Here is a 23,874-nt window from a genome sequence, read left to right as displayed (position 1 = left end):
AGCGTTTCGCTTTTCAGACCTCCTTTACAAATGTTTCAGGAATTACTCCATGCTACATGACTCTGACTGGAAAGACCGCATCGACAATGCCGATGACCAAAGCTCCCAGAATGGCGCCGATAATCGAAACGCTCATGCCGGGGACTAAAAACTGTGCGACGTAGATGATAATTGCGGATATAATAAATCCTTTCAATCCTTTCCCAAAGGGAGCTGCGTCCACTTTCATCATCTTTTCCACCAGATAGTCAATCACGCTGATGACTACTGCAGCAAGCAGAAATGACCATAATCCTCGGATGGAAAAGCCCGGGGTCAAAAACGATACGACTGCAAGAACGACTGCTGTAATGATCATTCTGCCAAACCAGCGGAGAAATTCCGAACCGGCTGACTGCGTTGAATGCTCGGTATCCATATGCCCTTCGTGTGTCATTTATTCATCCCTCCTGTACCGCACGCAAAATGGATTTGGTACGGACAGATATAGTTTTGACGAAATACCGCCGCGATATCCTTTACGGCGGCTGACAGTTATTGTTAAGCCATTATTCGATTAAAAAATTCAATCACATAAATTTGCCGCCGACATTATTATGGTAGAAATAATGTTTTGGCGGTGAGTGAATTTGTATCTGATATCCGTATTATTATTTGCGCTGTCGGCAAACCTTGACAATTTTACCGTGGCAATTACCTTTGGAATGCGGAAAATTAAAATGAATTTTTTTATTAATTTTCTGATTGCCGTTATCACGGGCGCCGGCACCTTCCTTTCCATGTGGATCGGCGGGATCATCGGCCGGTTTTTCCCCGCGTCGGTATCCAATACGCTTGGCAGCATCCTCCTGATTCTCATCGGACTTTGGTTTCTCAGGGATTTCTTTAAAAAGCCGCGGGAAGAAGACGAAGCCGGACAGGAGGAAAAGGTGAATCTCAATACCATGCTCAAAGACCCCGAAAAAGCGGATCTGGACAGTTCGGGAACGATCGATGTCCGAGAGTCCGCAATTCTGGCTCTGGCGCTGACCGTCAATAATTTCGGCATGGGTGTTGGCGCGAGCATCTCGGGGCTGAACATATGCGCCACGACGATTTTTACTTTTCTGATCAGTATGTTTTCCATTACCCTGGGGTACCGTGTGGGAAGAGGATGCATTCCGAAGTCGCTTTCCCGGTTTGTCCCGCTGATTTCGGGCGGGATCGTCATTGCGCTCGGAATTTTTGAGATGCTGATCTGATCCGGTGCCGAAAATCAGCCGCCGAGGGTGACATCCTGGTCCTGATACCATGTAAGGGCCCGGTAAAACTGCTCGGGTTTGAAATCCGGCCACAGCTCGTCCAGCACATAAATGTCCGCGTAGATGGACTGAATGGGCAGAAAGCCGCTCAGGCGGCGTCTTCCTCCCCAGCGGATGATCAAATCGATTCTCGAAATATCGGAGGATGCGATCGTATTTGCCATGTTGCCTCCGATGCCGGCTTCGCTGTTTTTCAGGGAGCAGTTTAAGTCCCAGTTCCATCCGTAGTTCACAAGGAAATTGACTTTCATAAGGCCTCGGCCGAAACGCACCCTTTTGGAATAAGGCAGAAGCTCTTTCGGGAATAACGGCGACTCCGTATTGCCGACGATTAAGAGGTCGGCGTCCTGATTGGCAAGGTTCCTGACCGCGTCCACACAGGCGCTCTGAAAGGCTTTTGTCTGAACGGACGGACGCTTCGTGTTGTCGATGGTGAAGCCGTAGAAAGTCATTTCCTGAATCCCGAGCTCAAGACAGGTTTTGTAGAGCTCAAATCCCGGTGAAATCCCGAATTTGTAGCCGTCCTGTTTTTCATATCCGTTCTTTTCAGCCCATCGTCTGTTGCCGTCCGGAATAATCCCAATGTGCCGGGGCAGTCTGCCGAAAGATAACCTGCTCATTTTTCTCTCCGATTCGTTTGATGTTCAGAGAATAGTCTGCATAAAACAGAAACAATTATACTCAAAGAAGGCGGGGCTTTGCGGAACTTCCATGCAATTTACATATTTTCTCAACGATATGCAATAATAAAAACAATTGTTTCACGCGGAGGGTCGGATATGTTTCATTTTTCTTCAAAGCGAAAAAATACGGTTGTAACAGAACAGGTTGAGAATCTGAATCGGAAGCTGGACGAAAATCATTTGAGCCGGTCGCTGAATACCAATGTGGAAATCGTCAAAAAGCTTTTTACCGATGTGGACATCCTGATTGTCAGGTATTTTCAGAACAACCATGACAAAGACCTGAAATACTGCATCGTCTATTGCGACGGCGTGGTCAATTCAGAGATCATCAACGAAAATATCATCAAGCCGCTGATGCTTTCCGACGCGGCCGGCCGGCATCCGGACGAGCCCCTCGCCGACGATCTGATCGAAAACGTCGTTTTCATCAACGAGATCAAAAAAACGAAGGAAATAAAAGAAATTGTGGAGTCCGTCACCTACGGCGACACCATTTTATTTGTGGAGGGCGTGGAGGAAGCCGTCGTTCTGAATTCCAAAGGATTTATAACCCGCTCGATGGACGAGCCGGAAAATGAAAAAATCCTTTCGGGACCCAGGGAAGGGTTTAACGAATCCCTGCTCCAGAATCTTTCGCTGGTCCGCCGCAAAGTGCGTACCAATGAGCTGAAAATGAAATTTACCACGATGGGAAAGGTCACAAGAACCAAAGCCTGTATCTGCTATATCGATAAAATTGTCAACAAAAATATTCTGAAAGAGCTTTACCGCCGTCTCGAATTGATCGATATCGACGGGGTTCTGGACACCAACTACATTACCGAGCTGACCAGGGATTCCATGTGGTCCCCTTTCCGCACGACGGGGTATACGGAGCGCCCCGACGTCGTCGTGGGAAAGCTTCTGGAAGGCAGGATCGCTATTTTTCTGGACGGAACGCCGGTCGTACTGACCGTTCCCTATCTTTTTATTGAAAATTTTCAAAGCAGCGAGGATTATTACCTGAGCTTTTACTATACCTCCCTGTCGCGGTTTGTGCGTATCCTGGGATTTTTCCTGACGATCGGCGTTCCGGCGCTCTATGTCGCAATTGTGGCGTTTCAACAGCAGATGCTGCCTACCCAGCTTTTGATCAGCATAGCCAGCTCCAGAAAGAGCGTGCCGCTGCCAGCCGCCGCGGAAGCGTTTATCATGCTCGCCGTATTTGATATTCTGCGTGAAACCGGAATCCGCATGCCTTCCAATATCGGGCAGCCGCTCAGCATTGTCGGCGCTCTTGTGATCGGACAAGCCGCGGTGGATGCCAGTCTGGTGGCCGCTCCCATGATCATTGTCGTCGCGCTTACGGGGATCACCGGCCTGCTGGTTCCTAAAATGAACGCGCCGGTGATTTATACGCGCGTGTTCCTGCTGGCGATGGCTACCTGCTTTGGGTTATTCGGATTTGTTCTGGGCTCTTCGGCCGTGCTCATCCATATTCTGAATCTGCACTCGTTCGGAGTTTCTCAGCTTCACTTCAACGGGTCGCTTCAGTTCCAGGAAATCAAGGATACTTTTATCAGGGCGCCATGGTGGGAAATGCTTACAAGAACAAAGTCAATGACAAATAATCTTGTGCGGATGAAGAGCAGTCCTGGAGAAAGCAACGGAGGAAATCATGAGTAAGAAAATAGTCTGCCTGGTGATGAGCTTTGTGCTGCTGTTTTTCCTGTCGGGCTGTTGGAGTTACCGGGGACTGAACGAAATCACAGTTGTCGCGGGTGTGGGGATCGACCTGGATCCGGACACTCAGGAGTATTTGCTCAGCTGTGAAGTCATCGATTTAACCACCTCTCAAGACGAAGCGGGCACCAAAGCCAAACTTGTGGAGTCGCGGGGCAAAACGGTGATGGACGCGGTCAGAAATGCAAAGAAAAGGCTGCTCAACAAGCTGTATTGGGGCAATAACGAGATCCTGATCATAGGCAATGAGCTTGCCGAAAGCGGAAAGCTGGACAATGTGCTCGTCTGGTTTTTATCCGACGAGGAGTGCCGTGAAACGGTGGAGATCGTCGTTTCCGAGGAAAGGACGGCGAAAGATATTCTGAGTCTCTATGGGCTTGACAATTCGGTCGTCTCCTATGAAATCAAGAAGATTCTTGATGGTGACCAGAGCACCGTGGGCACCATAGAAAACATTCAGCTGTATCGCGCGTTCAGTGTTTTAAAAGGCGAGGGTAAGTCCCTTACTCTCCCGGTTTTCCGCGATGTGGCAAACGATGGGGAAATGGTCGTGGAATCGAACGGTGAAGCGATTTTCAAAGGGAATAAAATGGTGGGGCGCCTGTCCCCGGAGGACGGCAAATATTATTTGGCTGCGGTGGACGGCCTTCACGGCGGAATCCTGACCTTATCCTCTGAGGAGCAGAGCAGCCCGGACATATCGCTCGAAATTGCAAAAAGCACGACGAAATCTTCCTATTCTTATTCAGGAGGGAAGCTGAAGGTGACCCTTCAGACCGAAACCGATGTCTTTGTAGACGAATCCGAAGCGGAGGTGGATCTGCTGGATGAAAAAACGACCGGCAAAATTGAACAGAAAGCACAGGAAATGATCAAAGAGAAGACCGAGGGCGTTATTCGGAAGGTCCAAAAGGAATACAACTCGGATATTTTCGGATTCGGCAATATGATCTATAAAAAGGACCTGAAGCTTTGGAAGCAGCTGAAACCCCAGTGGGATAAAATCTTTCCGTCCGTACAGGTAGAGGTGCAATCCAAAGTAAATATCGTCAATACCGCCTTTCTTAAGCACAGTTGAAAGTGGGGATGCGCCTTGATAACGTTTCTTGTAATCAGTTTATATTTGGTCGTTATTCTTACCGATTTTATCCCCGTTGTCAAAAACGGTGAAAAAAAGATCACCTGGATTTATTCCGTACTTCTCGCGGCCAGCTTTTGCGTGCTGGTTCTGTATACGTTTGATATTTTTCTTCCCGGCCCTTCCGAGGCCATCCAGCAGATTGTCGGAATTTTCCCTGTACGGTAAAATAGAAAAAAGAAATGATTAACATGGAAAGGAACATGCTCCGATGAAGAAACAGTACCTCTCAGTGCGTCAGGCCATATGCATTCTTATCGTTTTTATCTGCGGGAGCAGCGTTGTGCTGGGTGGAAACTCCGAATCGGGACAGGATTCCTGGATTGCTCTGCTCCTGTCGCAGGTCATTGCGATTCCAACGGTTCTGGTTTACGCGAAAATCATCAAGCTGTTTCCGGAAAAAAATATTTTTGAGGCAGTGGAAATCCTGTTCGGAAAAATTGCAGGGAAAATCGTGACCGTTTTGATTTCCTGGTACGCTCTTCACCTGGGAGCAATGGTCCTGAGGAATTTCTCCGAGTTTGTGGAAATAACGTCTATGCCGGAAACTCCGCAGCTTGCGCTGATGATGGCGATGATCGTGGTGGTTGTTTACATGGCGAAAAGCGGCGTGCAGATTTTGGGAAAGTGGTCGCTGATAAGCCTTGCCATTATCGTTTCCTTTATGTTTATTACGATACTGCTGCTGTACAATCGGCTGGATGCGAGCAATTTTCTGCCCGTTATGGAATACAGCACCAAAGAAATTCTAAGCAGCTCCTATTCGCTTTTCAGCTTTCCGCTTGCCGAAACGGTACTGTTTTTGGCGCTGGCCGATTCTGTTAAAAAAGAGGACAATCCTTTCAAAATATATGTTTGGGGCGAAGTGCTGGGGGCTTTGATTATGCTGACTGTCGCGCTGAGAAATATCTCGGTTCTGGGCGCGACCCTGTTGAAGGCGGAGCTTTTTCCCTCTTATGTGGCGACCAGGATCATCAGCCTCAGTGATTTTCTTGCCAGGGTGGAAGGCTTTATCTCAACGAACTTTATTTTGGGTGGAATCACCAAAATTACCGTTTGTCTTTTGGCGGCGTCCAAAGGGCTGTCCAGTCTGTTCAATATACAGAGCTGCAAAAAACTGATTTTTCCGGTCGGCCTCAGCATGCTGGCCCTTTGCGTTATCCTTTACCGGAACACGATGGAAATGATTAACTTTTTGGAATTTTATAAAATTTACTCCATTCCTTTCCAGATCGTCATCCCGCTCATGATCTGGATCGGCGGTGAAATCAGGGCGCGCATACAGGGGAAAGCGGCGGAAAAACCCGCGTAAACGGAAACAGCGGCGTCTTCGCCGCACGCAACCGTCCGGCGAAGGTTCGTTCGGGATCGTTTTCAGAGGATTTTTTTAGATGAACCAGGCGGAAATCAAAAAAAATTTTTTAAGAGTTAAATTTTTATCATATGTCTCATAATTTGAAAGCGATTTCAAGAAAGAAACAATTTTTCCGCTGTTTGATAGGAAAAATAATATTAATTCTTATTATTTGAATTTAAAAATTTGTCTCATTGGATAAGATTTCTTTATTTTTCCAACAATATAGCGGCATTCCTTATCAATTTACGCATATTGACTTATTGAAATTGCTTGTTATAATATTGTCGAGGTATATTTATATATTCAGGCTGTCGATAAAGTCGCGCAACCGCAAAATTGTTTTACAATTTTGCTTACTGCGTTGGCTGTGTTTGCCGCCTTGTCTTGCACAATTTCTCGGCGCCTGACAAGTTTTTCGACACTGTGAATTATTCTTTATTTTGAAAGAGGATTGCTATGGAGAAAAAAATCGTGATTATCGGTGCGGGTTATTCGGGATTGCTGACCGCCAAAAAATTAGCCAAACGGCTGAAAAAGCAAGAGGACGTCAGCATTACCGTTATTGATAAAAATCCGTTCCACACCATGCTGACCGAACTGCACGAGGTGGCTGCCGGACGGGTGGATGAAGACAGCATCAAGATCAGCCTCAGCAGGGTGTTTGCCGGAAGAAAGGTAAACGTCAGGCTGGATACGATTCAGTCCATTGATTTTGAGCAGAAGTCCGTAACCGGAACCGGCGAAAGCTACGGCTACGATTACCTTGTGCTTGCGGCCGGTTCCAAACCCTCCTTTTTCGGCATCCCGGGAGCGGAGGAATACGCCCACACGCTGTGGTCGTACGACGACGCCGTGCATCTGAAGGATCATATCCACGAGTTCTTCAGAAAGGCCGCCCGCGAGACCGATCTGGAAGAAAAGAAAAAGCTGCTTACGTTTTATGTCGTGGGCGCGGGCTTTACGGGAATTGAAATGGTGGGAGAGCTGGCCGAGTATGTGCCGGTCCTCTGCGACAAATACGAAATCGACCGCTCCCTCGTCACGATTTACGACGTGGATGTCCTTCCGCGCATCGTGCCGATTTTACCTGACAAACTTTCCGACAAAATAGAAAGACGCCTTTCCAAAATGGGCGTTGGCCTCAAGCTGAACTCCGGTGTCGTCAGCATTGGCAAAGACTATATTGAAATCAAGAACGGCGAGACGGTAACCCGCGAAACTGCCGGCACCGTGATCTGGACGGCGGGAATCGAAAGCGCCGAAATTGCGGGCGAGGCGGCAAAGGTGCTCCAGTCGGCCCGCCGCGGAAGAATCCAGACCGACGCTTATCTGCGTTCCGTGGATAATCCGAACGTCTATGTCGTCGGCGACGATATCCTTTATACGCCGGAAGGCGAAAAGATGCCGGTTCCGCAGCTGGTCGAAAACTGTGAGCAAAGCTCCGGCGTCGCCGCGAAAAATATCATCGCCGCCCTTACCGGCACGGGCGAAATGGAAGCGTACAAACCGAAGTTCCACGGGGTCATGGTTTGTGTGGGCGGCCGTTACGGCGTCGCCCATGTCGGCCTGCCGAACCACATGTTCAGCCTTCCGTCCTTCCTCGCCATGTTCGCGAAGCATTTTATCAATATCATCTATTTCATTCAGGTCCTTGGCTGGAACAAGATTTTCAGCTATATGAAGCATGAGTTCTTTACGGTGCGCCACGACAGAAGCTTTGTCGGCGGCCACTTCTCCAATAAAACCCCGAGCTTTTTGCTCGTCGCTCTCCGGATCTGGCTGGGTATGGTCTGGCTGTATGAAGGCGTTATGAAGATTGTGGAAGGCTGGTTCAATTCTCCCCAGCTGACCGGTTTCTTCGGCGGCGCAAACACATGGTACAACACCATCCTGAGCGGTGCGGCCGCCGGCGGCGCCACACCGGACGCGACAAGCAGCGCGACCACCACTGCGGCCACCGGTGCGGCGAATGCAGTAAACGCGGTAGCCGGAGCGGCTTCCGTTGCGGTAGACGCGATTTCCTCCGCCACGTCCGGCGCCGCCGACGCGGCCGGTCAGGCGGCGGGTGCCGCCGCTGCGGCCGTCGGGCAGGTTTTGATGAATTTCAGTTTCCTCGGCTGGTTCCAGGTGATCTTTGTAAGCGGCAAGGAGCTGGCGAAATCCACGCTGAACGATCTGGCGTTCAAGCTTGACGTGCCGCTGATGAACTGGTTTGTCAGTACGTTTATTCTCCCCAACCCCAAGGTACAGCTTTTTATGCAGATCTTTATTGTGGTTGCGGAAATCCTGATCGGCCTGTCGCTGATCGGCGGCCTGTTTACCACGCTGTCCTCCGGGCTTTCGCTGGTTCTTCAGGTCATGTTCGTCTGCACCACGGGCCTGTACCTCAACACCTTCTGGATGATTTTCGCGGCAATCGCGGTCCTGATCGGCGGAGGCAGGGCCTTTGGACTGGACTATTACGCGATGCCGTATCTGAAAAAGCACTGGAAAAATGTGAAATTCGCAAGAAAGTTATATATTTACAATGATTAATGAACACACTGCAGAAAATGCCGCAGTTGAATTTCTTACTTTTGACGACGCGGCGGAACAGGTAAAACAGGAGGTGGGCAGATTGCTGTCCGCCTCTCCTAAACCCATCCGCAATTATACGCAGCACCTGACTCTTTCCTGGGGCAAGTTCCTTCGTTCCCGCGCTTTGCTTGCCTGTGCCGAAAACAGGGAAGGGCTGCTTCATCCCAACGCGGTGAAGCTCGCTTCCGCGATAGAGGTTCTGCATCTGGCCACGCTGGTGCATGACGACGTCATCGACAACGCCGATCTCCGCAGGGGCTTTGTCACTCTCCAGAAAAAATACGGAAAGCGCACCGCCGTTATCTGCGGGGACTATCTTTTCTGTCTGGCTCTTGAACAGGCTGCTTCCATACCGAACAAGAGGGATTATCTGGATTTCAATATTCCCGATTACATGACCAGAATCTGTCTGGGTGAGTTAAGGCAGAACCAGAACAATTACAATCTGGACCTTTCCGTTGCGGGCTATCTCAGGATTATCTCCGGGAAAACCGCGGCCCTCTTTGAGGCTTCCTTTTACGCGGGGGCGATCCTCTGCGAGGAGGAGAAGGATGCGGTGGAGAAATACATGCGCCTTGGCCACCTGATCGGCATGATCTTTCAGCTTACCGACGACTGCATTGACTTTGAAGCGCCTCGGCAGCTGGCCAAAAAACCGGTCCAGTCCGACTACGAGCAGGGCGTCATCACCCTTCCGCTGATCTATGCGTTTCAGACGCGCGCCGCTTTCAAGGAAAAGGCGAGGGCGGAAAAGATTTCCAGGGAGGAAATCAATGCCGCCGTGGCGGAAACGGGAGGCCTGAGCTACACAAAGACAGTTTCAAAAAAGTATTACGACAAGGCCTTTAAAATGATCCGGGAGCTGGGCGCTTCCGAAACGAAAAAAGAAAGGCTTCAGTCTATTTTAGATAAAGCTTACCGCGGGTTATAAAAACGATGCTGAAAAGGTTTTTGAATTTTGTGGAGCTGCGGACAAAAATCACCAGCGTCTTTGCCTTTTTGATGGCGCTTGCGTATCTTTCTTACAAAAAGCAGCCGGTAAACTGGACATTGACCCTGCTCTTTTTCGGTTCCATGCTTCTCTTTGATTTAACCGCTACGGCAATCAATAATTATGAGGGGGCCAAAACGGCCGGGGAGCTCCTGCCTTTCCGCCGCTCGACGGCGAAGGCAACCATTTTTCTTCTGCTTTTGGTCAGTACGGCTCTTGGGCTGGCTTTGGCCTTTCTGACGGACGCGGTCGTGCTGCTTTTGGGCGGGCTGTGCTTTCTGTTCGGGGTGCTCTATTCGTGGGGCCCGATCCCTCTTTCCCGTCAGCCGCTGGGAGAGCTTTTTTCCGGCGTGTTTTACGGGCTGTTCATCCCTTTCCTGTTACTGTACATCAATATGCCCGCGGGAACCTTCCTGACTTTTGCATTTGATTTTCAAACGCTTCATCTGGATTTGAATCTTTTTCCGCTTTTTTCGCTCGCGCTGCTTTCGGTAACGCCGGCCTGCGCGACCGCAAACATTATGCTCGCCAACAACCTGTGCGATCTGGAAAAAGACATTGGGGCAAAACGATACACGCTCCCGTATTATCTTGGCGAAAAGGCCCTGTCCGTATTCGCGGGGCTGTATTCCGTTTCGTATGTCTCGGTTGTCGGGATGGTGTTTTTGAAAATCCTGCCTTCTGTCTGTCTGTTATCCCTGTTGACGATCGTTCCCATCAGGAACAATGTTAACCGGTTCAAAAAGAAACAGCAGAAAGAGGAAACGTTTGTCCTTTCGGTCCAAAATTACGTCATCCTTGTGGGTACCAACAGCCTGCTGATTTTTATCGGCGGTTTTTTTAACTGAGGCGGAGTTTATCGATGAAATTTGTCAAAAAAACCGATCTTGTGATTCTTGCCGTTGCGCTTGTGGTCTGTGCGGCCGCGTGGTTTTCCTATCAGTCCATCGTTGGGAAGAAGGCGGCGAAAGCCGAGATCTATTACAAATCGGAGCTGGTGGACACGGTCGATCTGACGGCGGGAGTGGATAAGCGCTTTTCAATTGAGCAGAATAAGAATGTGATTTTTCACGTTTTTAAAGATGGCAGCATTTGCTTTGAGGAATCCAATTGCCCGGATAAAGTCTGTATCCACGCGGGCAGGCTCCACATGATCGGTGAGAGCGCGGCCTGCCTTCCGAACGGCATCGTAATGAAAATAGTGGCGAAGGATCAGCGCAGTTCGGACGATCTGGATGCTGTGATTGGATGAGGAAAACAAAGAATGGCTGAAGACAAAAACCTGACGAAACGTGAGATCAACTCCCTGAGGATCAGACGGATGGTTCTGACGGGCCTTCTTTTTGCGGTGGTCCTTGTGCTGTCCGTTGTCGAGAACCAGCTACAGATTCCCGTTCCGGTTCCCGGCGTCAAGCTCGGGCTGTCCAATATTGTGGTGATGTATTCCCTTTTTTTCGTTGAAAAAAAGGAAGCGCTGCTTCTGGCGGTGCTGAAATCCGTCTTTGTGTTTCTGACCAGAGGCGCGGTTGCGGCGCTGCTGAGCTTTTGCGGCGGGCTTCTTTCCGTATTGGGCATGATCCTGTTTCTATTTCTTTTCAAGGAAAAAATCTCTTACCTGATGATTAGTATTCTGGGCGCGGTCTTTCACAATATCGGGCAGATGGCTGCGGTTTCCCTTTTATATACGAATCTGTTTCTGTGGGCGTATGCTCCCGTGCTGTTACTTTCGGGCGTGATAGCGGGCGCGGCGACATCCGCCTTGCTCAAGGTTACTCTGCCGGCTTTAAAAAAGATCGGCTTCAGTAAATAAATTGAAATTTTGGAGGAAAATATGAAAAAAGCACTAGCAGCATTTTTAGCCGCAGCGATTACCGCAGTCAGCTTTGCGGGATGCGGCACAACCACCACGGCCAGCTCCGCGGCTTCTCAGCCCGCCGTGAGCTCACAGGCCGCTGAATCGACCCCGGCGTCCGGTACATGGAAAACAGGTCTTGCCGTCATTACCTCTATCGCGAAATCCACGGATGTCAAAGACGGAAAGGGCCTTGCAGAGGCGGATTCCACTGTTGTGGCCGTCGCAGTCGACCAGGACGGCAAAATCGCAAAATGCCTGATCGACGCAGTCCAGAGCAAAGTCGAATTCTCCGACGCCGGAAAAGTTCTGACCCCGCTTGACACCGTCGTGAAGTCCAAGCAGGAACTCGGCACAGAGTACGGCCTTGGCAAAGCTTCCGGCATCAAGAAGGAATGGAACGAGCAGGCCGACGCGTTTGCAAGCTATGTAGTCGGCAAAACAGCGGACGAGGTCAAGGGCATTGCCGTCGACAGCGAGGGCAAAGCAACCGATAAGGAACTGACCGCATCCGTTACCATCCATGTCGGCGACTTTATCGCCGCCGTTGAAAAGGCAGTCGCCAATGCAGCCGATAACGGCGCAAAAGCGGACGACAAGCTGGGCCTCGGCATTGAGACCAGCATTTCCGGCTCCAAGGATGCCGGTGCCGAAGACGGCCTTGCGCAGGCTTATTCCTACTACACCGTTACCACCACCGGCGCCGACGGCAAAATCACCAGCTGCATCATCGACGCTTCCCAGACCAACGTGAACTTCTCCAAAGCGGGCAAGATTACGTCCGACCTGAAAGCGGAGCAGAAGACGAAGAACGAACTGGGCGACGCTTACGGCATGAAGAAGGCTTCCAAGATCGGCAAAGAGTGGAACGAAGAAGCCGCTGCCTTTGCGAAGTATGTAGTCGGCAAAACGCTGGACGAAGTCAAGGGGATTGCCGTTGACTCCGAAGGCAAGGCGACCGATAAGGAACTGACCGCATCCGTTACCGTGCATGTCGGCGATTTCATCAAGGTTATCGATAAGGCTGTTTCCGGAGCAAAATAACGGGAAAGCTCAATTCACAAAGTGATTCGCGAGAGGTAGATTCATTTCTACCTCTCCATTTTTTGAGGTGGAAAACGGGTGAAAAAACTGATTTCGGCGATTCTCGCCATGGCGCTGATCGTTCAGCTTCCGGCCTGCAATACCAGTAAGAAAACACGCTATGAAGCGCAATTTTTACAGCTTTTCGACACCATGACGGAAATTGTGGCTTATACGGAAACCAAAGAGGAGTTTACAAACCTTTCCAATTTGATTTATAATAATCTAAAGGTTTACCACGAACTTTACGATATTTATAATGATTACCCCGGCGTCAGCAACATCAAAACGATCAATGACAACGCGGGGAAGAAGCCGGTCAAGGTAGATAAGAAGATTATCGATATGCTCCTGCTGGGCAAAAAGGAAAGCGCGGACAACAGCTCCGCTTTCAATATCGCGCTGGGCTCGGTGCTGAAAATATGGCACCAGTACAGGGAAGCGGGGATAGACGACCCGGAAAACGCCGCCCTGCCCCCAATGGCCGACCTGAAAGAAGCTATGAAGCATACGGATATCAGCAAGGTCGTCATCGATGAAAAAGCTTCCACGGTATATTTAGAAGACCCGGAGATGAGTCTGGACGTCGGCGGAATCGCAAAAGGCTACGCGACGGAGCAGGTGGCGAAAATCGCGATGGAACACGGCTACAACTCCGCACTTCTCAGTGTGGGCGGCAATGTGCGGGCCATCGGCGACAAGGGCGTCAATCAGGAGGATTGGAATATCGGGATTCAGAACCCGGATAAGGAAAGCGAGAAGAAGTCCCTCTGCACGATCAATATCAAGGATGAATCCGTTGTGACCAGCGGGATTTACGAGCGGTATTACACGGTGGACGGCAAGACCTACCACCATATCATAGACCCGAAAACCCTGATGCCGTCTACTTATTTTAAAGCCGTCACCATTATCACGCCGGATTCCGGTATGGCGGATATCTACTGCAAGCTGATTTTCAACGTCCCTTACGAGCAGGGGCTGGCTTATATCAGGACGCTGCCGGATACGGAAGCGCTTTGGGTGCTTCCCGACAACGAGATCAAGTACAGCGACCATTTTCAGAAATATATCAAGAGCTGAATTTCACGGATTCAAAAAGTATGGAGCAAATGGGGAATGCGCGGATGGCATACAAAGGCCTTCAGGATTTTATCAGAAAACTGGAAACGAGCGGGGAACTGAAGAAGATCGACGCGCCCGTGTCGCCCGAGCTGGAAATTACGGAGATCACCGACCGCGTTTCCAAAGCCAACGGCCCCGCCCTGCTGTTCCAGGAGGTAAACGGGTCAAGGTATCCCGTCCTGATGAACGCGATGGGCAGCTATCAGAGAATGAGCATGGCTTTGGGCGTGGAAAAGCTGGACGACATTGCGGACGATATCCAGAAGTATCTGGATATCGTCAACCGCCTGTCCGTTCCCCGGCTGATCAAAAGTGTTTCCCATCTGTTCCGCCTGCTGAGCGCGTTTCCGCGAAAAAGCCTGTTTCGGGGAGAATGCCAGCAGGTGGTGGAACGGTTCGTGGATTTGTCCTCCCTGCCCGTTTTGAAGTGCTGGCCGCAGGACGCGGGACCGTTTATTACCCTTCCCATCGTCTTTACGCGTGACCGGAAAACGAAGCGGCAGAACGCCGGAATGTACCGCCTTCAGGTCCTTGACAGCACCACCACCGCGATGCACTGGCACAAGCATAAGGACGGCTCCGAAATCTACCGCGGTTACGCGGAGCAGAACCTGAGGATGCCGGTTTCGGTCGCGCTGGGGTGCGACCCCGCCGTTACCTACGCCGCCACCGCGCCGCTGCCGAAAATGCTGGATGAAATGATGCTGGCCGGATGGCTGCGCAGGAAAAGGGTCAAAATGGTCAAATGCATTACGAATAACATCTATGTTCCCGCGGATGCCGAATTTGTGCTGGAGGGTTACGTCGACCCCGCGGAAGAACCGGTGCTGGAAGGGCCGTTCGGCGACCATACGGGCTATTATTCCCTTGCGGATTATTATCCGAAATTTCATGTGACCTGCATCACCCATAAAAGGGAAGCCGTCTATCCCGCCACGGTTGTGGGCAAGCCGCCGATGGAGGATTGCTACATGGCAAAGGCGACGGAGCGTATTTTCCTCCCGCTGCTGCGGATGCAGATTCCGGAGCTAACGGACCTGAACCTGCCGCTGGAAGGGGTTTTTCACAACTGCGCCATTGTTTCGATCAAAAACAAATACCCCGGCTGCGCGCGCAAAGTGATGAACGCGGTCTGGGGCATGGGGCAGATGATGTATACGAAGCTGATCGTCGCCGTGGACGAATCCGTGGACGTTCAGAACCTGGCCGCCGTGCGGGACGCGGTGCTGAAAAATGTCAGCGGGCCGCAGAGCCTGCTTTTTTCGGAAGGCCCGCTGGACGCGCTGGATCATTCCTCCAACCGCGCGCTGTACGGGTGCCGGCTGGGAATCGACGCCGCCAGCCCCGCGAAGGGCTTCAACGACGAGGTTACCGATACTTTCAGGATCCTGCCCGTCCGCAAGGACCGCCCGGGAAAGGGCAGGGAGCTGGTCGAGAATTACCTCTGGAACCACCCGGACAAGTTTGTGATCGTGGTGGACGAGGATGTGGATACGAGGGACCTTTCCACCGTTATGTGGAAGGTGTTCAATAATATAGACGCCAAAAGGGACATTGCGGTCATCGATTTCAAGATCGGGGTGGACGCTACGAAAAAATGGAAGCAGGAGGGCCTGACCCGCCCCTGGCCGGATGACATCGTCATGACGGACGCGATGAAACGGCAGGTCGACAAAAGGTGGAACGAATATGGGATTGACTAAAATCATCGATAAGATTCAATCATACGGCAAGCTGGTCATGTTTTCGCACACGATTTTTTCTTTCAGCTTTGCGCTGGTTTCCATGGTGCTGGCCGCGAACGGCCTTCCCGGAGCTTCCACCGTCTTTTGGATCGTGGTCTGCTTTCTGGGGGCGCGCACGGGCGCGAACGCCGTCAACCGCGTGATCGACGCGAAGATCGACGCGAAAAATCCGCGCACGGCCGGCCGCCAGATTCCAAAAGGAGAAATGAAAAAAGGCGAGGTCGTTGTTTTTACCGCGGTCTGTTTCCTCGTTATGCTGTACGGAGCGTACCGGCTGAATTGGGTCTGCTTTGCCCTGTCCCCGGTCGCTTTGTTTTTGCTGATTATTTACTCCTACTGCAAACGGTTCACTTTTCTGTGCCATCTGATCCTCGGCGTTACCTGCGCCTGCGCGCCGGTCGGCGCGTGGCTTGCCGTCACGGGAAAGCCCGCACTGGTCCCGCTCGTTATGGGCGCCGCCAATACCCTGTGGGTCGCCGGGTTCGACATTATCTACGGCTCGCAGGATTACGACTTTGACAGGCAGAACGGGCTGCATTCCATCCCCGTTGCCTTCGGCGTGAAAAACGCCCTGCGCATCGCCATGCTGTTTCACATCGTCACCCTGATCTGCCTCGTCGTCATCGGGCTTCTTGTGCCGCAGTTCGGCGTGATCTATTATGTGGGTGTGGTGGTCATCGCCGTCCTGTTTACCGCGGAGTACCGGATGGTGTCGCCCGGCAATCTGACCCACGTCAATATTGCGTCCTACAGCGTGAACCAGCTCGTGAGCATCGTCCTGCTGGTGTTCGGGCTTCTGGATGCGTTTGTTTAGGAAGGGATAACATGAAGAGAATCATCGTGGGAATCACGGGGGCGAGCGGAAGCGCGTATTTTCTTCGCGTGATGGAAGCGCTGTCGCAGCAGGAGTTGGAAATCCATCTGATTGCTTCCGAACAGGGCCGTAAAGTGCTGGCCTATGAAACCGGGGCGGTCCTGGAGGAAAAGGCGCGGCTTTGGGGCGGCGGGAGGGCAGAGATCGTTTTGGAAGACAATGAAAACATGTTTTCCCCGGTCGCGAGCGGCTCTTTCCGGTGCGACGCCATGGTGATTCTGCCGTGCTCCATGTCCACCGTGGCCGAAATCGCCTGCGGCATCACCAAAACGCTTCTGACCCGGGCCGCCGACGTCATGATCAAGGAAAGACGCAGGCTGGTGCTGGTCCCCCGGGAAACGCCGCTGTCGACGGTTCACCTCAGAAGAATGGCCGAGCTTTCGGAGCTCGGCGTGACCATCCTGCCCGCCATGCCCGGGTTTTACGGGCATCCGCAGACTTTGGACGAAATCGTCGGTTTTGTCGCGGGCAAGGTGCTGGACAGCCTTGAAATTGAAAACGATTGTTATCAAAGGTGGAAAGGAAACCATGAAAAATAAAATCATAGCAGTTTTCGTTCTTTTGTTAATGGCATTCACGGCGGGGTGCGCGCCGCAAAACACTGCAGGCAGTACGCCGGGCAGTGTGTCCGGGGGTACGGAGAAACCGGTCGTCCGCATCGGGATGATGTCGTCCTCCGACGTGATTCCCTATGTGCTGATCAATGAAAACAAGCTCGCCGACAAATACGGCTTCCGGCTCGATCTGGAGGTCTTTACCTCCGCGAAGGACCGGGACGCCGCCCTGCAGGCGGGGGAACTGGACGGCGTGCTGACCGATTTTATCGGGGTCTGCATGTATCAGAACGCCGGGCTGGACGTGAAGATCACCGGGATTACCGACGGGGACTACATCCTTGTAGCCGGCAAGGACACGGGCATCAGGGACATCAGCCAGATCAAAGGGAAAAGCATCGCGATCTCCGAAAAAACGCTGATCGAATACACGCTGGAAGATATTTTAAGCCACAATGACATGACCGGCGACGACGTTGTGAAGGAAATAGTGCCGAAAATTCCGGACCGTCTGGAGCTTCTGCGCAATAAAAAAATCGACCTCGGCCTGCTGCCGGAGCCCTTCGCCACTCTGGCGCTGAACGACGGCGCCGTCTATCTGGGCAGCGCGAACCAGTTCGGGCTGTACCCGGCGGTTTCCGCATTTTCGAAGACCGCGCTGGACAGCAAGGCCGCCGCGATCCACAAGCTGTATCAGGCCTATAACGAGGCCGTGGACTATATGAACCATACGGATATCCGCAAATATGAAAAAACCGTGATCAAGGCGGTGGGCTACCCGGAAGAAATGATCGGCAAGATCACGGTGAAACCCTTCCGTACCAGCAAGCTTCCCACCAAAGCGGAAGTGGAGAACGCCGTGCAGTGGGCAAGCAAAAAGGGCCTCTGCAAGCCGACCCTGCAGTATGACCAGATGGTGTATGACGTTTATTCCGCATCGTAACGGCGGAAGTTTATGGAGAGCAAGATGCTTGTAATCGACAGGGTAACGGTCAGCTACAAAACAAAAAAAGGCAGAACGCCGGTGATTGAAGGACTCTCCCTGCAAATAGAGGAGGGGGAGGTCCTTGCCGTACTCGGGCCTTCCGGCTGCGGCAAGTCGACGCTGATCAACGCGCTGGCGGGGATGCTCCCTCTGGACGGCGGCAGCGTATCCAGCGTGACCGGAGGAGAAAAGCGGCCGCTGAATCCCAGAACGCATAAGATCGGGGTGATCCCCCAGAACTGCGGGCTGCTGCCGTGGAAAACGGTCGGGGAAAACTGCCTGCTTCCGCTCAAACTCCGCAGAGAGACCGTCACCGAAGAGCGCAGGCGGGAGATCAGCGGGATCTGCGACGCGCTGGATGTTTCGCGGCTGCTCCATCGGTATCCCGCGCAGCTCAGCGGCGGACAGGTCCAGCGCGCGGCGCTTGCGCGGGCGTTTATTTTCAACCCCGATCTGCTTCTGATGGACGAGCCTTTTTCCGCGCTGGACGCGATTACCCGTCAGGACGCGCGGGAGCTGTTTTTACGGATCTGGAAGCGGAACCGGCCGACCACGATTCTGGTGACCCACAGCATTGAGGAGGCGCTGTATCTGGGAAATACCGTTGCGGTCATGGGGAACCGCCGCGGAGTGCTCCGGTATTCGATGAAAAATCCTTATTTCGGGCAATCCGACCCGGAGTCGGTGGATTATCTGACAGCGAAACGGATTCTTCATGAAAAATTAGGGCCGGAGGGCGAAAGGCGGGGCAATATTGAACAGACTGCTGAATAAGTGCCTGCTGTTTTTGCAGGGCTTCCTGCTTTTAAATGTCCTCTGGTTTCTGGCGTATCTTTTGATGCACACGACGGTCATCCCGGACCCGGCGGTCATTTACCGGAATTTCGGCGACGCTTTTTCAAACCATATTTTCCTCCATATCCTTGCCAGCCTGAAAAGAATCGCGGCCGGTCTGGGCCTTTCCCTTGCGGTGGGGGTCCCGGTCGGCGTCCTGATGGCGTATTCCGAAAGCGCCAACAAGGTTCTGTATCCGCTCATCTACTTCAGTTACCCCATTCCCAAGACGGCCTTTCTGCCGGTCGCCATGATCCTCTGGGGCATGCGGGACGGCTCCAAGGTCGCCATTATTTTTCTGATCATCGTCTTTCAGGTGATTGTTGCCGCCAGGGACAGCGTACGCAACATCGACCCCTCCGTTTATCTGGTAACCGTCAGCGCGGGAGCGGGCCCCGCGCAGATTATCCGGCATATCACGCTGCCCGCCATTTTGCCGGAGCTGTTCACCAGCATCCGCGTTTCTCTGGGAACCGCGGTATCCGTCCTGTTTTTCGTGGAGGGCTACGGAACAAAATACGGCATGGGATATTACATTCTGGATGCGTGGTCAAGAATTGATTATATCGACATGTATACGGGAATTATCGTGATTTCCATTGTGGGCTTTGCCCTGTTTGTCGCCATCGACCTGTTTTCGGACCTGCTGTGCAGGTGGAGCCGGCCGGCCGGGTGATGAGCCGGGTCCCGGTTTGGGGCATCCGTGCAGCGGCAGGTATCATTTTCATGATTCCCTGCCATCATTTACATTTGCAAATCCGCCCTTTTTTTAGTAAAATAGTGGGGTGCTATGAGAAATGAGTAATTTGGGCCCAGAGATAGTAATAAGTCTTCCGGATGAAAGTTTCTTGCGATATGCCGCTCCGTTATGGGGGCGGCATGTTTGCTTTTATTGTGAAAATTATGATTATGCTGATTTCCAATTCCCTCAAATCGTGGTAAAATAAAGAAAAAAGACGCTGAGTGATCCTTTGTTTTGATGGGATCACTCAGCGGAAGGAAGAACCGGATATGGATAAAACGATCACCATTCGCATGGCCTCGGAATCGGACGCGCAGCAGATACTGGACATTTACGCGCCGTATGTCACGGATACGGCGATTACGTTTGAATACGATGTGCCGGACATCGAAGAATTTACGCAGAGAATCCGCAATACCCTGAAAAAATATCCTTACCTGGCGGCGGTGCGGGACGGTTCCGTCGTCGGCTATGCTTATGCCTGTGCGTTCAAAGGGCGCGCCGCCTATGATTGGGCGGTGGAGACCACGGTCTATGTCAAAGGGGACTGCAAAGCGAAAGGAACCGGCAAAAAGCTTTATCAGGCGCTGGAAGAAATTTTAAAGAAGCAGAATATCATCAATCTCAATGCCTGCATCACCTGCTCCAATGCGGAAAGCGTCGGTTTTCATGAGCATCTGGGATACAAAACCGTCGCTCATTTTACCAAGTGCGGATATAAATTCCACACCTGGTACGACATGATCTGGATGGAAAAAATGATCGGAGAACATGTTGAGAACCCAGACCCGTTCATTCCCCTTCCGCAGCTCGCGCTGAGGGAATGGTAACAAGAGAACAAAATAAAACTGCTCCCAAAAGCGGCGCTTTCTGAAGCAGTTTTATAGTCGGTTATTAAAAAATAAAAAAGGGCGGTGGGAAAATGTCTCTGGCGGAACTTCCAATTGAAAAGGCCTTTATGCTGATTGAGCCGGGACCGGTGCTGCTGGTTACCACGCACGACAAAGGCCGCAATAATGTGATGACCATCTCCTGGCACATGGTGATGGATTTTACCCCACAGATTGCTCTGACAACGGGCCCGTGGAATTATTCCTTTCAGGCGCTCAGGCATACCGGGGAATGTGTGCTTGCGGTTCCCACGGTAGACCTTGCGGAAAAGGTGGTCGCAATCGGCGACTGCTCCGGCGAACAAACGGATAAGTTTGCAAAATTCGGGCTTACGCCGCTGCCCGCGGCCCAGGTAAAAGCGCCGCTGATCGCGGAATGCCTCGGCTGTCTGGAATGCCGCGTAACGGACTATCTGGAACCGCAGGGTATCTTTCTTCTGGAGGGCGTACGCGCGTGGATGGATTATGACCGGAAAGAACGCCGGACCTTTCATGCAAACGGAGACGGCACCTTTGCGGTGGACGGCGGCACGATCGATCTGCGCAGTCTGATGGAGGATAAGCTGCCGCCCGGCGTATGAAAAGGAAGCCCCTTATTTGATCATGCGGATGGTCCCTTCCTTGCGCGGCAGAGCGGCTGACTCCACATCGATATACCCGATCGCGGCTGCGGAGCAGATGGTGTGCTCTCTGGGAATCCCGAGTTGGAACAGAAATTCGCGTACGCCGGGGTCACTGCGCAGCCAGTGCAGCTGATTGATGTAGCAGGTGCCCAGCCCAATCGACTGCGCGGCTAAAAAGATGTTTTCCAACGCAAGTGCGCAGTCCGCCATGGCGTTTTCGTAATCCGGCCGGTTCGAAGCGACGACAAGGGTCGGTGCGTGGTAATAAAAATTGAAGTTTTCCTTTTCCGATCTGGCCTTGGCCCTGACTTTTCCGGGATAGTTGTCGTCCGGAACCCAGTTCTGGAAGCCTTTTTTTACCAACCCGTTCAATTGAAGCAGGGTTTCTTTATTTTGAATAGCGGTAAACAGCCAGCTCTGGCTGTTACTTCCGCTGGGCGCCCAGATTGCGGCGTCGAGCAGGGTTTCCAGCTGTTCGGACTCGATCTGGCGCTCCTGGAACCGGCGGGTGCTTCTGCGCTTGTGGATGCAGTTTAGCACTTCATTCTGAATCATGTGAAATCCTCCTGACTTTTTGCGTTTATTTTGGAAATCCGTATCTCAGGAAAACCGGTTGTAAAATACGGTTTCTTCCAGCGGTTTTCTGCTTGTGTGCTGGTTGCTGGGTCCGGCGTCATCCGCGGGGTATCCCAGCGGGAACAGGGCGACCGGCACCAGATTTTCCGGAATGGAAAAAGCTTTTCTCACGGCGGCGGGATCAAAATGTCCGACCCAGGTGGTACCCAGCCCAAGCTCGGCAGCCTGCAGCATCATGTGGGTGCCAACGATGCTTGCGTCAATGTCCCCGCTGTCTTTGCTGTCGTAGCTGCGTTTCCAGCTTACCGTATTGTCGTAGCAGACCAGCAGCGCCATCGGTGCGCTGAAATGGTACCGGGTGCAGTCCTTCAGCTTTGCAACCGCTTCCTCACTTTCAATGACTAAAATTTTCTGCGGCTGATTATTACAGGCGGTCGGGGCCAGCCGGCCTGCCTGCAGCACAAGGTCGAGCTTTTCTTTCTCCACCGGTTTCTCGCTGAATTTGCGAAGGGAATACCGGTCCTGTGCAAGTTCTATGAATTTCATCTGCATCTCCACCTTTTTATTTATTTTTGCCGCGTGGCAGTGCGCCCTATAATCGCCCTGTGCGGCTCTTTATCTATTAGTATATTCAGCAGGGAACATATCTACAAGTACGCACATTTTTGTGCCTTAAAACGGGAGAAATCATATGTCAAAAGAACCGGAAAAAATAAAATCGATTCACAGCAAAAAGTGCGCGGTGGCACACGCTCTGGAAATCATCGGGGGAAAATGGAGGCTGCCGATTATCTGGGAGCTTTCCGCGAAGGACAGCATGCGCTACAACGAGCTGAAACGGCATCTGGACGGGATCACCAATATCATGCTGACCAGGGCACTGAACGGTTTGGAGAAGAACGGGCTGGTACTGCGTACGGAAATCTGCCAGATACCGCCCCATGTGGAGTATTCCCTGACCGAAAGCTGCAAGCAGCTGCTGCCTGCGCTGGAAATCATCAATGAGTGGGGGAAGGGCAGGATGCTGGACGCCGCCTGCCGGGACTCCGCAGAAAACAAAAATACGAATTCCTGAAAACGCCCTCTCGGCCATCCGGCAGAGAGGGTGAAATTTTGTGTTGGCTGAAAAAGAACAGGAAACGACAGGTTCTATTTATTTCTGTATCATCATTACAATATTTTCTGGAAATCTTGACAATCCGGTTTGATATGGGTTTAATAGGTAATGTAGTGGAAAACGAATTAAAGACAGGTGATTATATGTTGGAAATTGCTATTTGCGATGACGATAAATACGAACTGGATCAGCTAAATACCATGATTGCAAAGTATTGCAATGAAAAAAGTATCAGAATGTTTACAAGCTTATATGCAAAAGGGGAGGAGTTATTACATAGCACAAAAAAATTTCATATTATTTTTTTGGATATTCGGATGGACCAAATGGACGGAATTGAAGTTGCTAAAGTAATCCGCTCAAGGGATAAGAACGTCAAAATCATTTATGTAACAAATTTTTCAAACTATCAAACGGACGCTTTTTCCGTCAGAGCCTTTGGATATGTAACGAAACCGTTTACTTATGAGACGATTTGCAAGCAGTTGGACGACGCCATCGAATATACGAAAATGGAGAAAAATAAAATTACTTTTACTTTTGATACGAACTTAGGTATCAAAACGCTTAACTTGGAAGATATCTATTATTTTGAATCCTGCGATCACAAAATTGAAATTGTGGCAAAGGACAGGACCTATAAAATTAATGATAGTATTAATAATATTTTTAACAGTTTCAAGCCATATGGGTTTTCCATGCCGCACAAAAGTTTTGTGATTAATCTGCTGCATATATCGAGTATCAAGGGATATGACGTTACCCTGACGAGTGGTGATTTAATTCCAATATCTCAGAAAAGAGCGGTGGAATTCAAAGCGGAATTTCACTCTTTTCTAAAAAATAATTTTAATATATTAATAAAGAGATGATGATATGTTAGAAACAATCATAAAATGGCTGTCTTACGTGATATCGTGTAGCGCCGGTACAGCGATTTTATTTGACTTTATGAACAAAATGTATGAGCCTCAATATTTGAAAAAAAGAACAAAGATCATTTTATATTTTTTATTTACAATCTTGTGGATCAGTATCAACTTAATGGATATCCCGTTCCTCAATTTTACATATTTTGTGGCTATCACCTTTCTCGTAGCGT

The 23,874-nt window shown here is 51.1% G+C and carries 26 protein-coding genes; 22 read left to right on the top strand and 4 right to left on the bottom strand.

Features of this window, described 5'->3' with window-relative positions; translation table 11 throughout:
- Positions 1-52 precede the first annotated feature (52 nt).
- Positions 53-436, bottom strand: coding sequence for a phage holin family protein (locus VXK30_RS11290; RefSeq protein ID WP_442867960.1), 384 nt, complete (start codon positions 434-436; stop codon positions 53-55).
- A gap of 187 nt (positions 437-623) precedes the next feature.
- On the opposite strand from VXK30_RS11290, the gene ytaF reads away from it, so the two are divergent.
- Positions 624-1,241, top strand: coding sequence for a sporulation membrane protein YtaF (ytaF, locus tag VXK30_RS11285; protein ID WP_275713729.1), 618 nt, complete (start codon positions 624-626; stop codon positions 1,239-1,241).
- 14 nt (positions 1,242-1,255) lie between these two features.
- Here the strand turns inward: ytaF and VXK30_RS11280 are convergent, their stop codons facing one another.
- A complete protein-coding gene (locus VXK30_RS11280; protein ID WP_275713728.1) occupies positions 1,256-1,921 on the bottom strand; it encodes an undecaprenyl diphosphate synthase family protein in 666 nt (221 codons plus the stop codon).
- A 159-nt stretch (positions 1,922-2,080) separates the two neighbouring features.
- Here VXK30_RS11280 and VXK30_RS11275 point away from each other — a divergent pair, with 159 nt between their 5' ends.
- From VXK30_RS11275 to VXK30_RS11185, 19 genes are all read left to right on the top strand, one after another.
- Positions 2,081-3,652: a spore germination protein gene (locus tag VXK30_RS11275; protein ID WP_275713727.1), complete on the top strand. Its 1,572-nt coding sequence runs from the start codon at positions 2,081-2,083 to the stop codon at positions 3,650-3,652.
- Positions 3,645-4,787, top strand: coding sequence for a Ger(x)C family spore germination protein (locus VXK30_RS11270; protein WP_275713726.1), 1,143 nt, complete (start codon positions 3,645-3,647; stop codon positions 4,785-4,787). Before VXK30_RS11275 ends, VXK30_RS11270 begins: the two co-directional genes overlap by 8 nt.
- 15 nt (positions 4,788-4,802) lie before the next feature.
- Positions 4,803-5,015 carry a hypothetical protein gene (locus VXK30_RS11265; protein ID WP_275713725.1) on the top strand — a complete coding sequence of 71 codons (213 nt, stop codon included), beginning with the start codon at positions 4,803-4,805 and terminating at the stop codon, positions 5,013-5,015.
- A gap of 43 nt (positions 5,016-5,058) precedes the next feature.
- Positions 5,059-6,159, top strand: a complete 1,101-nt coding sequence (locus tag VXK30_RS11260) for a GerAB/ArcD/ProY family transporter (RefSeq protein WP_275713724.1) — start codon at positions 5,059-5,061, stop codon at positions 6,157-6,159.
- Between the two features lie 501 nt (positions 6,160-6,660).
- Positions 6,661-8,739: an NAD(P)/FAD-dependent oxidoreductase gene (locus VXK30_RS11255; protein WP_275713723.1), complete on the top strand. Its 2,079-nt coding sequence runs from the start codon at positions 6,661-6,663 to the stop codon at positions 8,737-8,739.
- Positions 8,732-9,712 carry a polyprenyl synthetase family protein gene (locus VXK30_RS11250; RefSeq protein WP_275713722.1) on the top strand — a complete coding sequence of 327 codons (981 nt, stop codon included), beginning with the start codon at positions 8,732-8,734 and terminating at the stop codon, positions 9,710-9,712. The genes VXK30_RS11255 and VXK30_RS11250 overlap by 8 nt, the downstream gene beginning before the upstream one ends.
- A gap of 5 nt (positions 9,713-9,717) precedes the next feature.
- Positions 9,718-10,620: a UbiA family prenyltransferase gene (locus VXK30_RS11245; RefSeq protein ID WP_275713721.1), complete on the top strand. Its 903-nt coding sequence runs from the start codon at positions 9,718-9,720 to the stop codon at positions 10,618-10,620.
- Positions 10,621-10,634: 14 nt separating this feature from the next.
- Positions 10,635-11,024: a NusG domain II-containing protein gene (locus VXK30_RS11240; RefSeq protein ID WP_275713720.1), complete on the top strand. Its 390-nt coding sequence runs from the start codon at positions 10,635-10,637 to the stop codon at positions 11,022-11,024.
- Positions 11,025-11,036: 12 nt separating this feature from the next.
- Positions 11,037-11,582: a Gx transporter family protein gene (locus VXK30_RS11235; RefSeq protein ID WP_275713719.1), complete on the top strand. Its 546-nt coding sequence runs from the start codon at positions 11,037-11,039 to the stop codon at positions 11,580-11,582.
- Between the two features lie 21 nt (positions 11,583-11,603).
- The gene (locus tag VXK30_RS11230; RefSeq protein WP_275713718.1) at positions 11,604-12,668 is read left to right on the top strand and encodes a hypothetical protein; all 1,065 of its coding nucleotides are present in this window, start codon (positions 11,604-11,606) and stop codon (positions 12,666-12,668) included.
- A 78-nt stretch (positions 12,669-12,746) separates the two neighbouring features.
- A complete protein-coding gene (locus tag VXK30_RS11225; RefSeq protein ID WP_329493298.1) occupies positions 12,747-13,790 on the top strand; it encodes an FAD:protein FMN transferase in 1,044 nt (347 codons plus the stop codon).
- Between the two features lie 44 nt (positions 13,791-13,834).
- Positions 13,835-15,535: a menaquinone biosynthesis decarboxylase gene (locus VXK30_RS11220; protein WP_275713717.1), complete on the top strand. Its 1,701-nt coding sequence runs from the start codon at positions 13,835-13,837 to the stop codon at positions 15,533-15,535.
- Entirely contained in the window at positions 15,522-16,391 is an 870-nt protein-coding gene (locus tag VXK30_RS11215; protein WP_275713716.1) for a UbiA-like polyprenyltransferase, read from the top strand. Before VXK30_RS11220 ends, VXK30_RS11215 begins: the two co-directional genes overlap by 14 nt.
- 11 nt (positions 16,392-16,402) lie before the next feature.
- Positions 16,403-16,990 (top strand): UbiX family flavin prenyltransferase, encoded by a 588-nt coding sequence (locus VXK30_RS11210; protein WP_275713715.1) that lies wholly within the window; start codon positions 16,403-16,405, stop codon positions 16,988-16,990.
- On the top strand, positions 16,980-17,948 hold the full coding sequence (locus VXK30_RS11205) for an ABC transporter substrate-binding protein (protein ID WP_275713714.1): 969 nt from the start codon (positions 16,980-16,982) through the stop codon (positions 17,946-17,948). The genes VXK30_RS11210 and VXK30_RS11205 overlap by 11 nt, the downstream gene beginning before the upstream one ends.
- Before the next feature lie 12 nt (positions 17,949-17,960).
- The gene (locus VXK30_RS11200) at positions 17,961-18,764 is read left to right on the top strand and encodes an ABC transporter ATP-binding protein (protein ID WP_275713713.1); all 804 of its coding nucleotides are present in this window, start codon (positions 17,961-17,963) and stop codon (positions 18,762-18,764) included.
- Positions 18,745-19,500 (top strand): ABC transporter permease, encoded by a 756-nt coding sequence (locus VXK30_RS11195; protein WP_275713712.1) that lies wholly within the window; start codon positions 18,745-18,747, stop codon positions 19,498-19,500. Before VXK30_RS11200 ends, VXK30_RS11195 begins: the two co-directional genes overlap by 20 nt.
- A gap of 335 nt (positions 19,501-19,835) precedes the next feature.
- Complete coding sequence (locus VXK30_RS11190; protein WP_275713711.1) at positions 19,836-20,396, top strand: GNAT family N-acetyltransferase; 561 nt, start codon at positions 19,836-19,838, stop codon at positions 20,394-20,396.
- A 92-nt stretch (positions 20,397-20,488) separates the two neighbouring features.
- On the top strand, positions 20,489-21,037 hold the full coding sequence (locus VXK30_RS11185) for a flavin reductase family protein (protein WP_275713710.1): 549 nt from the start codon (positions 20,489-20,491) through the stop codon (positions 21,035-21,037).
- A 12-nt stretch (positions 21,038-21,049) separates the two neighbouring features.
- Here VXK30_RS11185 and VXK30_RS11180 read toward each other — a convergent pair whose 3' ends face one another.
- Positions 21,050-21,634 (bottom strand): nitroreductase family protein, encoded by a 585-nt coding sequence (locus VXK30_RS11180; RefSeq protein ID WP_275713709.1) that lies wholly within the window; start codon positions 21,632-21,634, stop codon positions 21,050-21,052.
- 45 nt (positions 21,635-21,679) lie between these two features.
- Complete coding sequence (locus VXK30_RS11175) at positions 21,680-22,201, bottom strand: nitroreductase family protein (RefSeq protein ID WP_275713708.1); 522 nt, start codon at positions 22,199-22,201, stop codon at positions 21,680-21,682.
- A gap of 145 nt (positions 22,202-22,346) precedes the next feature.
- Here VXK30_RS11175 and VXK30_RS11170 point away from each other — a divergent pair, with 145 nt between their 5' ends.
- Positions 22,347-22,730: a winged helix-turn-helix transcriptional regulator gene (locus VXK30_RS11170; RefSeq protein ID WP_275713707.1), complete on the top strand. Its 384-nt coding sequence runs from the start codon at positions 22,347-22,349 to the stop codon at positions 22,728-22,730.
- On the top strand, positions 22,661-23,644 hold the full coding sequence (locus VXK30_RS11165) for a LytR/AlgR family response regulator transcription factor (RefSeq protein ID WP_275713706.1): 984 nt from the start codon (positions 22,661-22,663) through the stop codon (positions 23,642-23,644). The genes VXK30_RS11170 and VXK30_RS11165 overlap by 70 nt, the downstream gene beginning before the upstream one ends.
- The last annotated feature ends 230 nt before the right edge of the window (positions 23,645-23,874 follow it).

This window comes from Caproiciproducens sp. CPB-2 (genome assembly GCF_036287215.1).
Classification (GTDB): Bacteria; Bacillota; Clostridia; order Oscillospirales; family Acutalibacteraceae; genus Caproiciproducens.
This window is presented reverse-complemented; position numbering and strand designations above follow the sequence as displayed.

Excerpts from the sequence above, each read along its gene's own strand:
- VXK30_RS11290 (WP_442867960.1), bottom strand. The coding sequence starts at position 436 with ATGACACACGAAGGGCATATGGATACCGAGCATTCAACGCAGTCAGCC.
- VXK30_RS11280 (WP_275713728.1), bottom strand. The coding sequence starts at position 1,921 with ATGAGCAGGTTATCTTTCGGCAGACTGCCCCGGCACATTGGGATTATT.
- VXK30_RS11275 (WP_275713727.1), top strand. The coding sequence starts at position 2,081 with ATGTTTCATTTTTCTTCAAAGCGAAAAAATACGGTTGTAACAGAACAG.
- VXK30_RS11270 (WP_275713726.1), top strand. The coding sequence starts at position 3,645 with ATGAGTAAGAAAATAGTCTGCCTGGTGATGAGCTTTGTGCTGCTGTTT.
- VXK30_RS11260 (WP_275713724.1), top strand. The coding sequence starts at position 5,059 with ATGAAGAAACAGTACCTCTCAGTGCGTCAGGCCATATGCATTCTTATC.
- VXK30_RS11255 (WP_275713723.1), top strand. The coding sequence starts at position 6,661 with ATGGAGAAAAAAATCGTGATTATCGGTGCGGGTTATTCGGGATTGCTG.
- VXK30_RS11250 (WP_275713722.1), top strand. The coding sequence starts at position 8,732 with ATGATTAATGAACACACTGCAGAAAATGCCGCAGTTGAATTTCTTACT.
- VXK30_RS11245 (WP_275713721.1), top strand. The coding sequence starts at position 9,718 with ATGCTGAAAAGGTTTTTGAATTTTGTGGAGCTGCGGACAAAAATCACC.
- VXK30_RS11240 (WP_275713720.1), top strand. The coding sequence starts at position 10,635 with ATGAAATTTGTCAAAAAAACCGATCTTGTGATTCTTGCCGTTGCGCTT.
- VXK30_RS11235 (WP_275713719.1), top strand. The coding sequence starts at position 11,037 with ATGGCTGAAGACAAAAACCTGACGAAACGTGAGATCAACTCCCTGAGG.
- VXK30_RS11230 (WP_275713718.1), top strand. The coding sequence starts at position 11,604 with ATGAAAAAAGCACTAGCAGCATTTTTAGCCGCAGCGATTACCGCAGTC.
- VXK30_RS11220 (WP_275713717.1), top strand. The coding sequence starts at position 13,835 with ATGGCATACAAAGGCCTTCAGGATTTTATCAGAAAACTGGAAACGAGC.
- VXK30_RS11215 (WP_275713716.1), top strand. The coding sequence starts at position 15,522 with ATGGGATTGACTAAAATCATCGATAAGATTCAATCATACGGCAAGCTG.
- VXK30_RS11210 (WP_275713715.1), top strand. The coding sequence starts at position 16,403 with ATGAAGAGAATCATCGTGGGAATCACGGGGGCGAGCGGAAGCGCGTAT.
- VXK30_RS11205 (WP_275713714.1), top strand. The coding sequence starts at position 16,980 with ATGAAAAATAAAATCATAGCAGTTTTCGTTCTTTTGTTAATGGCATTC.
- VXK30_RS11200 (WP_275713713.1), top strand. The coding sequence starts at position 17,961 with ATGGAGAGCAAGATGCTTGTAATCGACAGGGTAACGGTCAGCTACAAA.
- VXK30_RS11190 (WP_275713711.1), top strand. The coding sequence starts at position 19,836 with ATGGATAAAACGATCACCATTCGCATGGCCTCGGAATCGGACGCGCAG.
- VXK30_RS11185 (WP_275713710.1), top strand. The coding sequence starts at position 20,489 with ATGTCTCTGGCGGAACTTCCAATTGAAAAGGCCTTTATGCTGATTGAG.
- VXK30_RS11180 (WP_275713709.1), bottom strand. The coding sequence starts at position 21,634 with ATGATTCAGAATGAAGTGCTAAACTGCATCCACAAGCGCAGAAGCACC.
- VXK30_RS11175 (WP_275713708.1), bottom strand. The coding sequence starts at position 22,201 with ATGAAATTCATAGAACTTGCACAGGACCGGTATTCCCTTCGCAAATTC.
- VXK30_RS11170 (WP_275713707.1), top strand. The coding sequence starts at position 22,347 with ATGTCAAAAGAACCGGAAAAAATAAAATCGATTCACAGCAAAAAGTGC.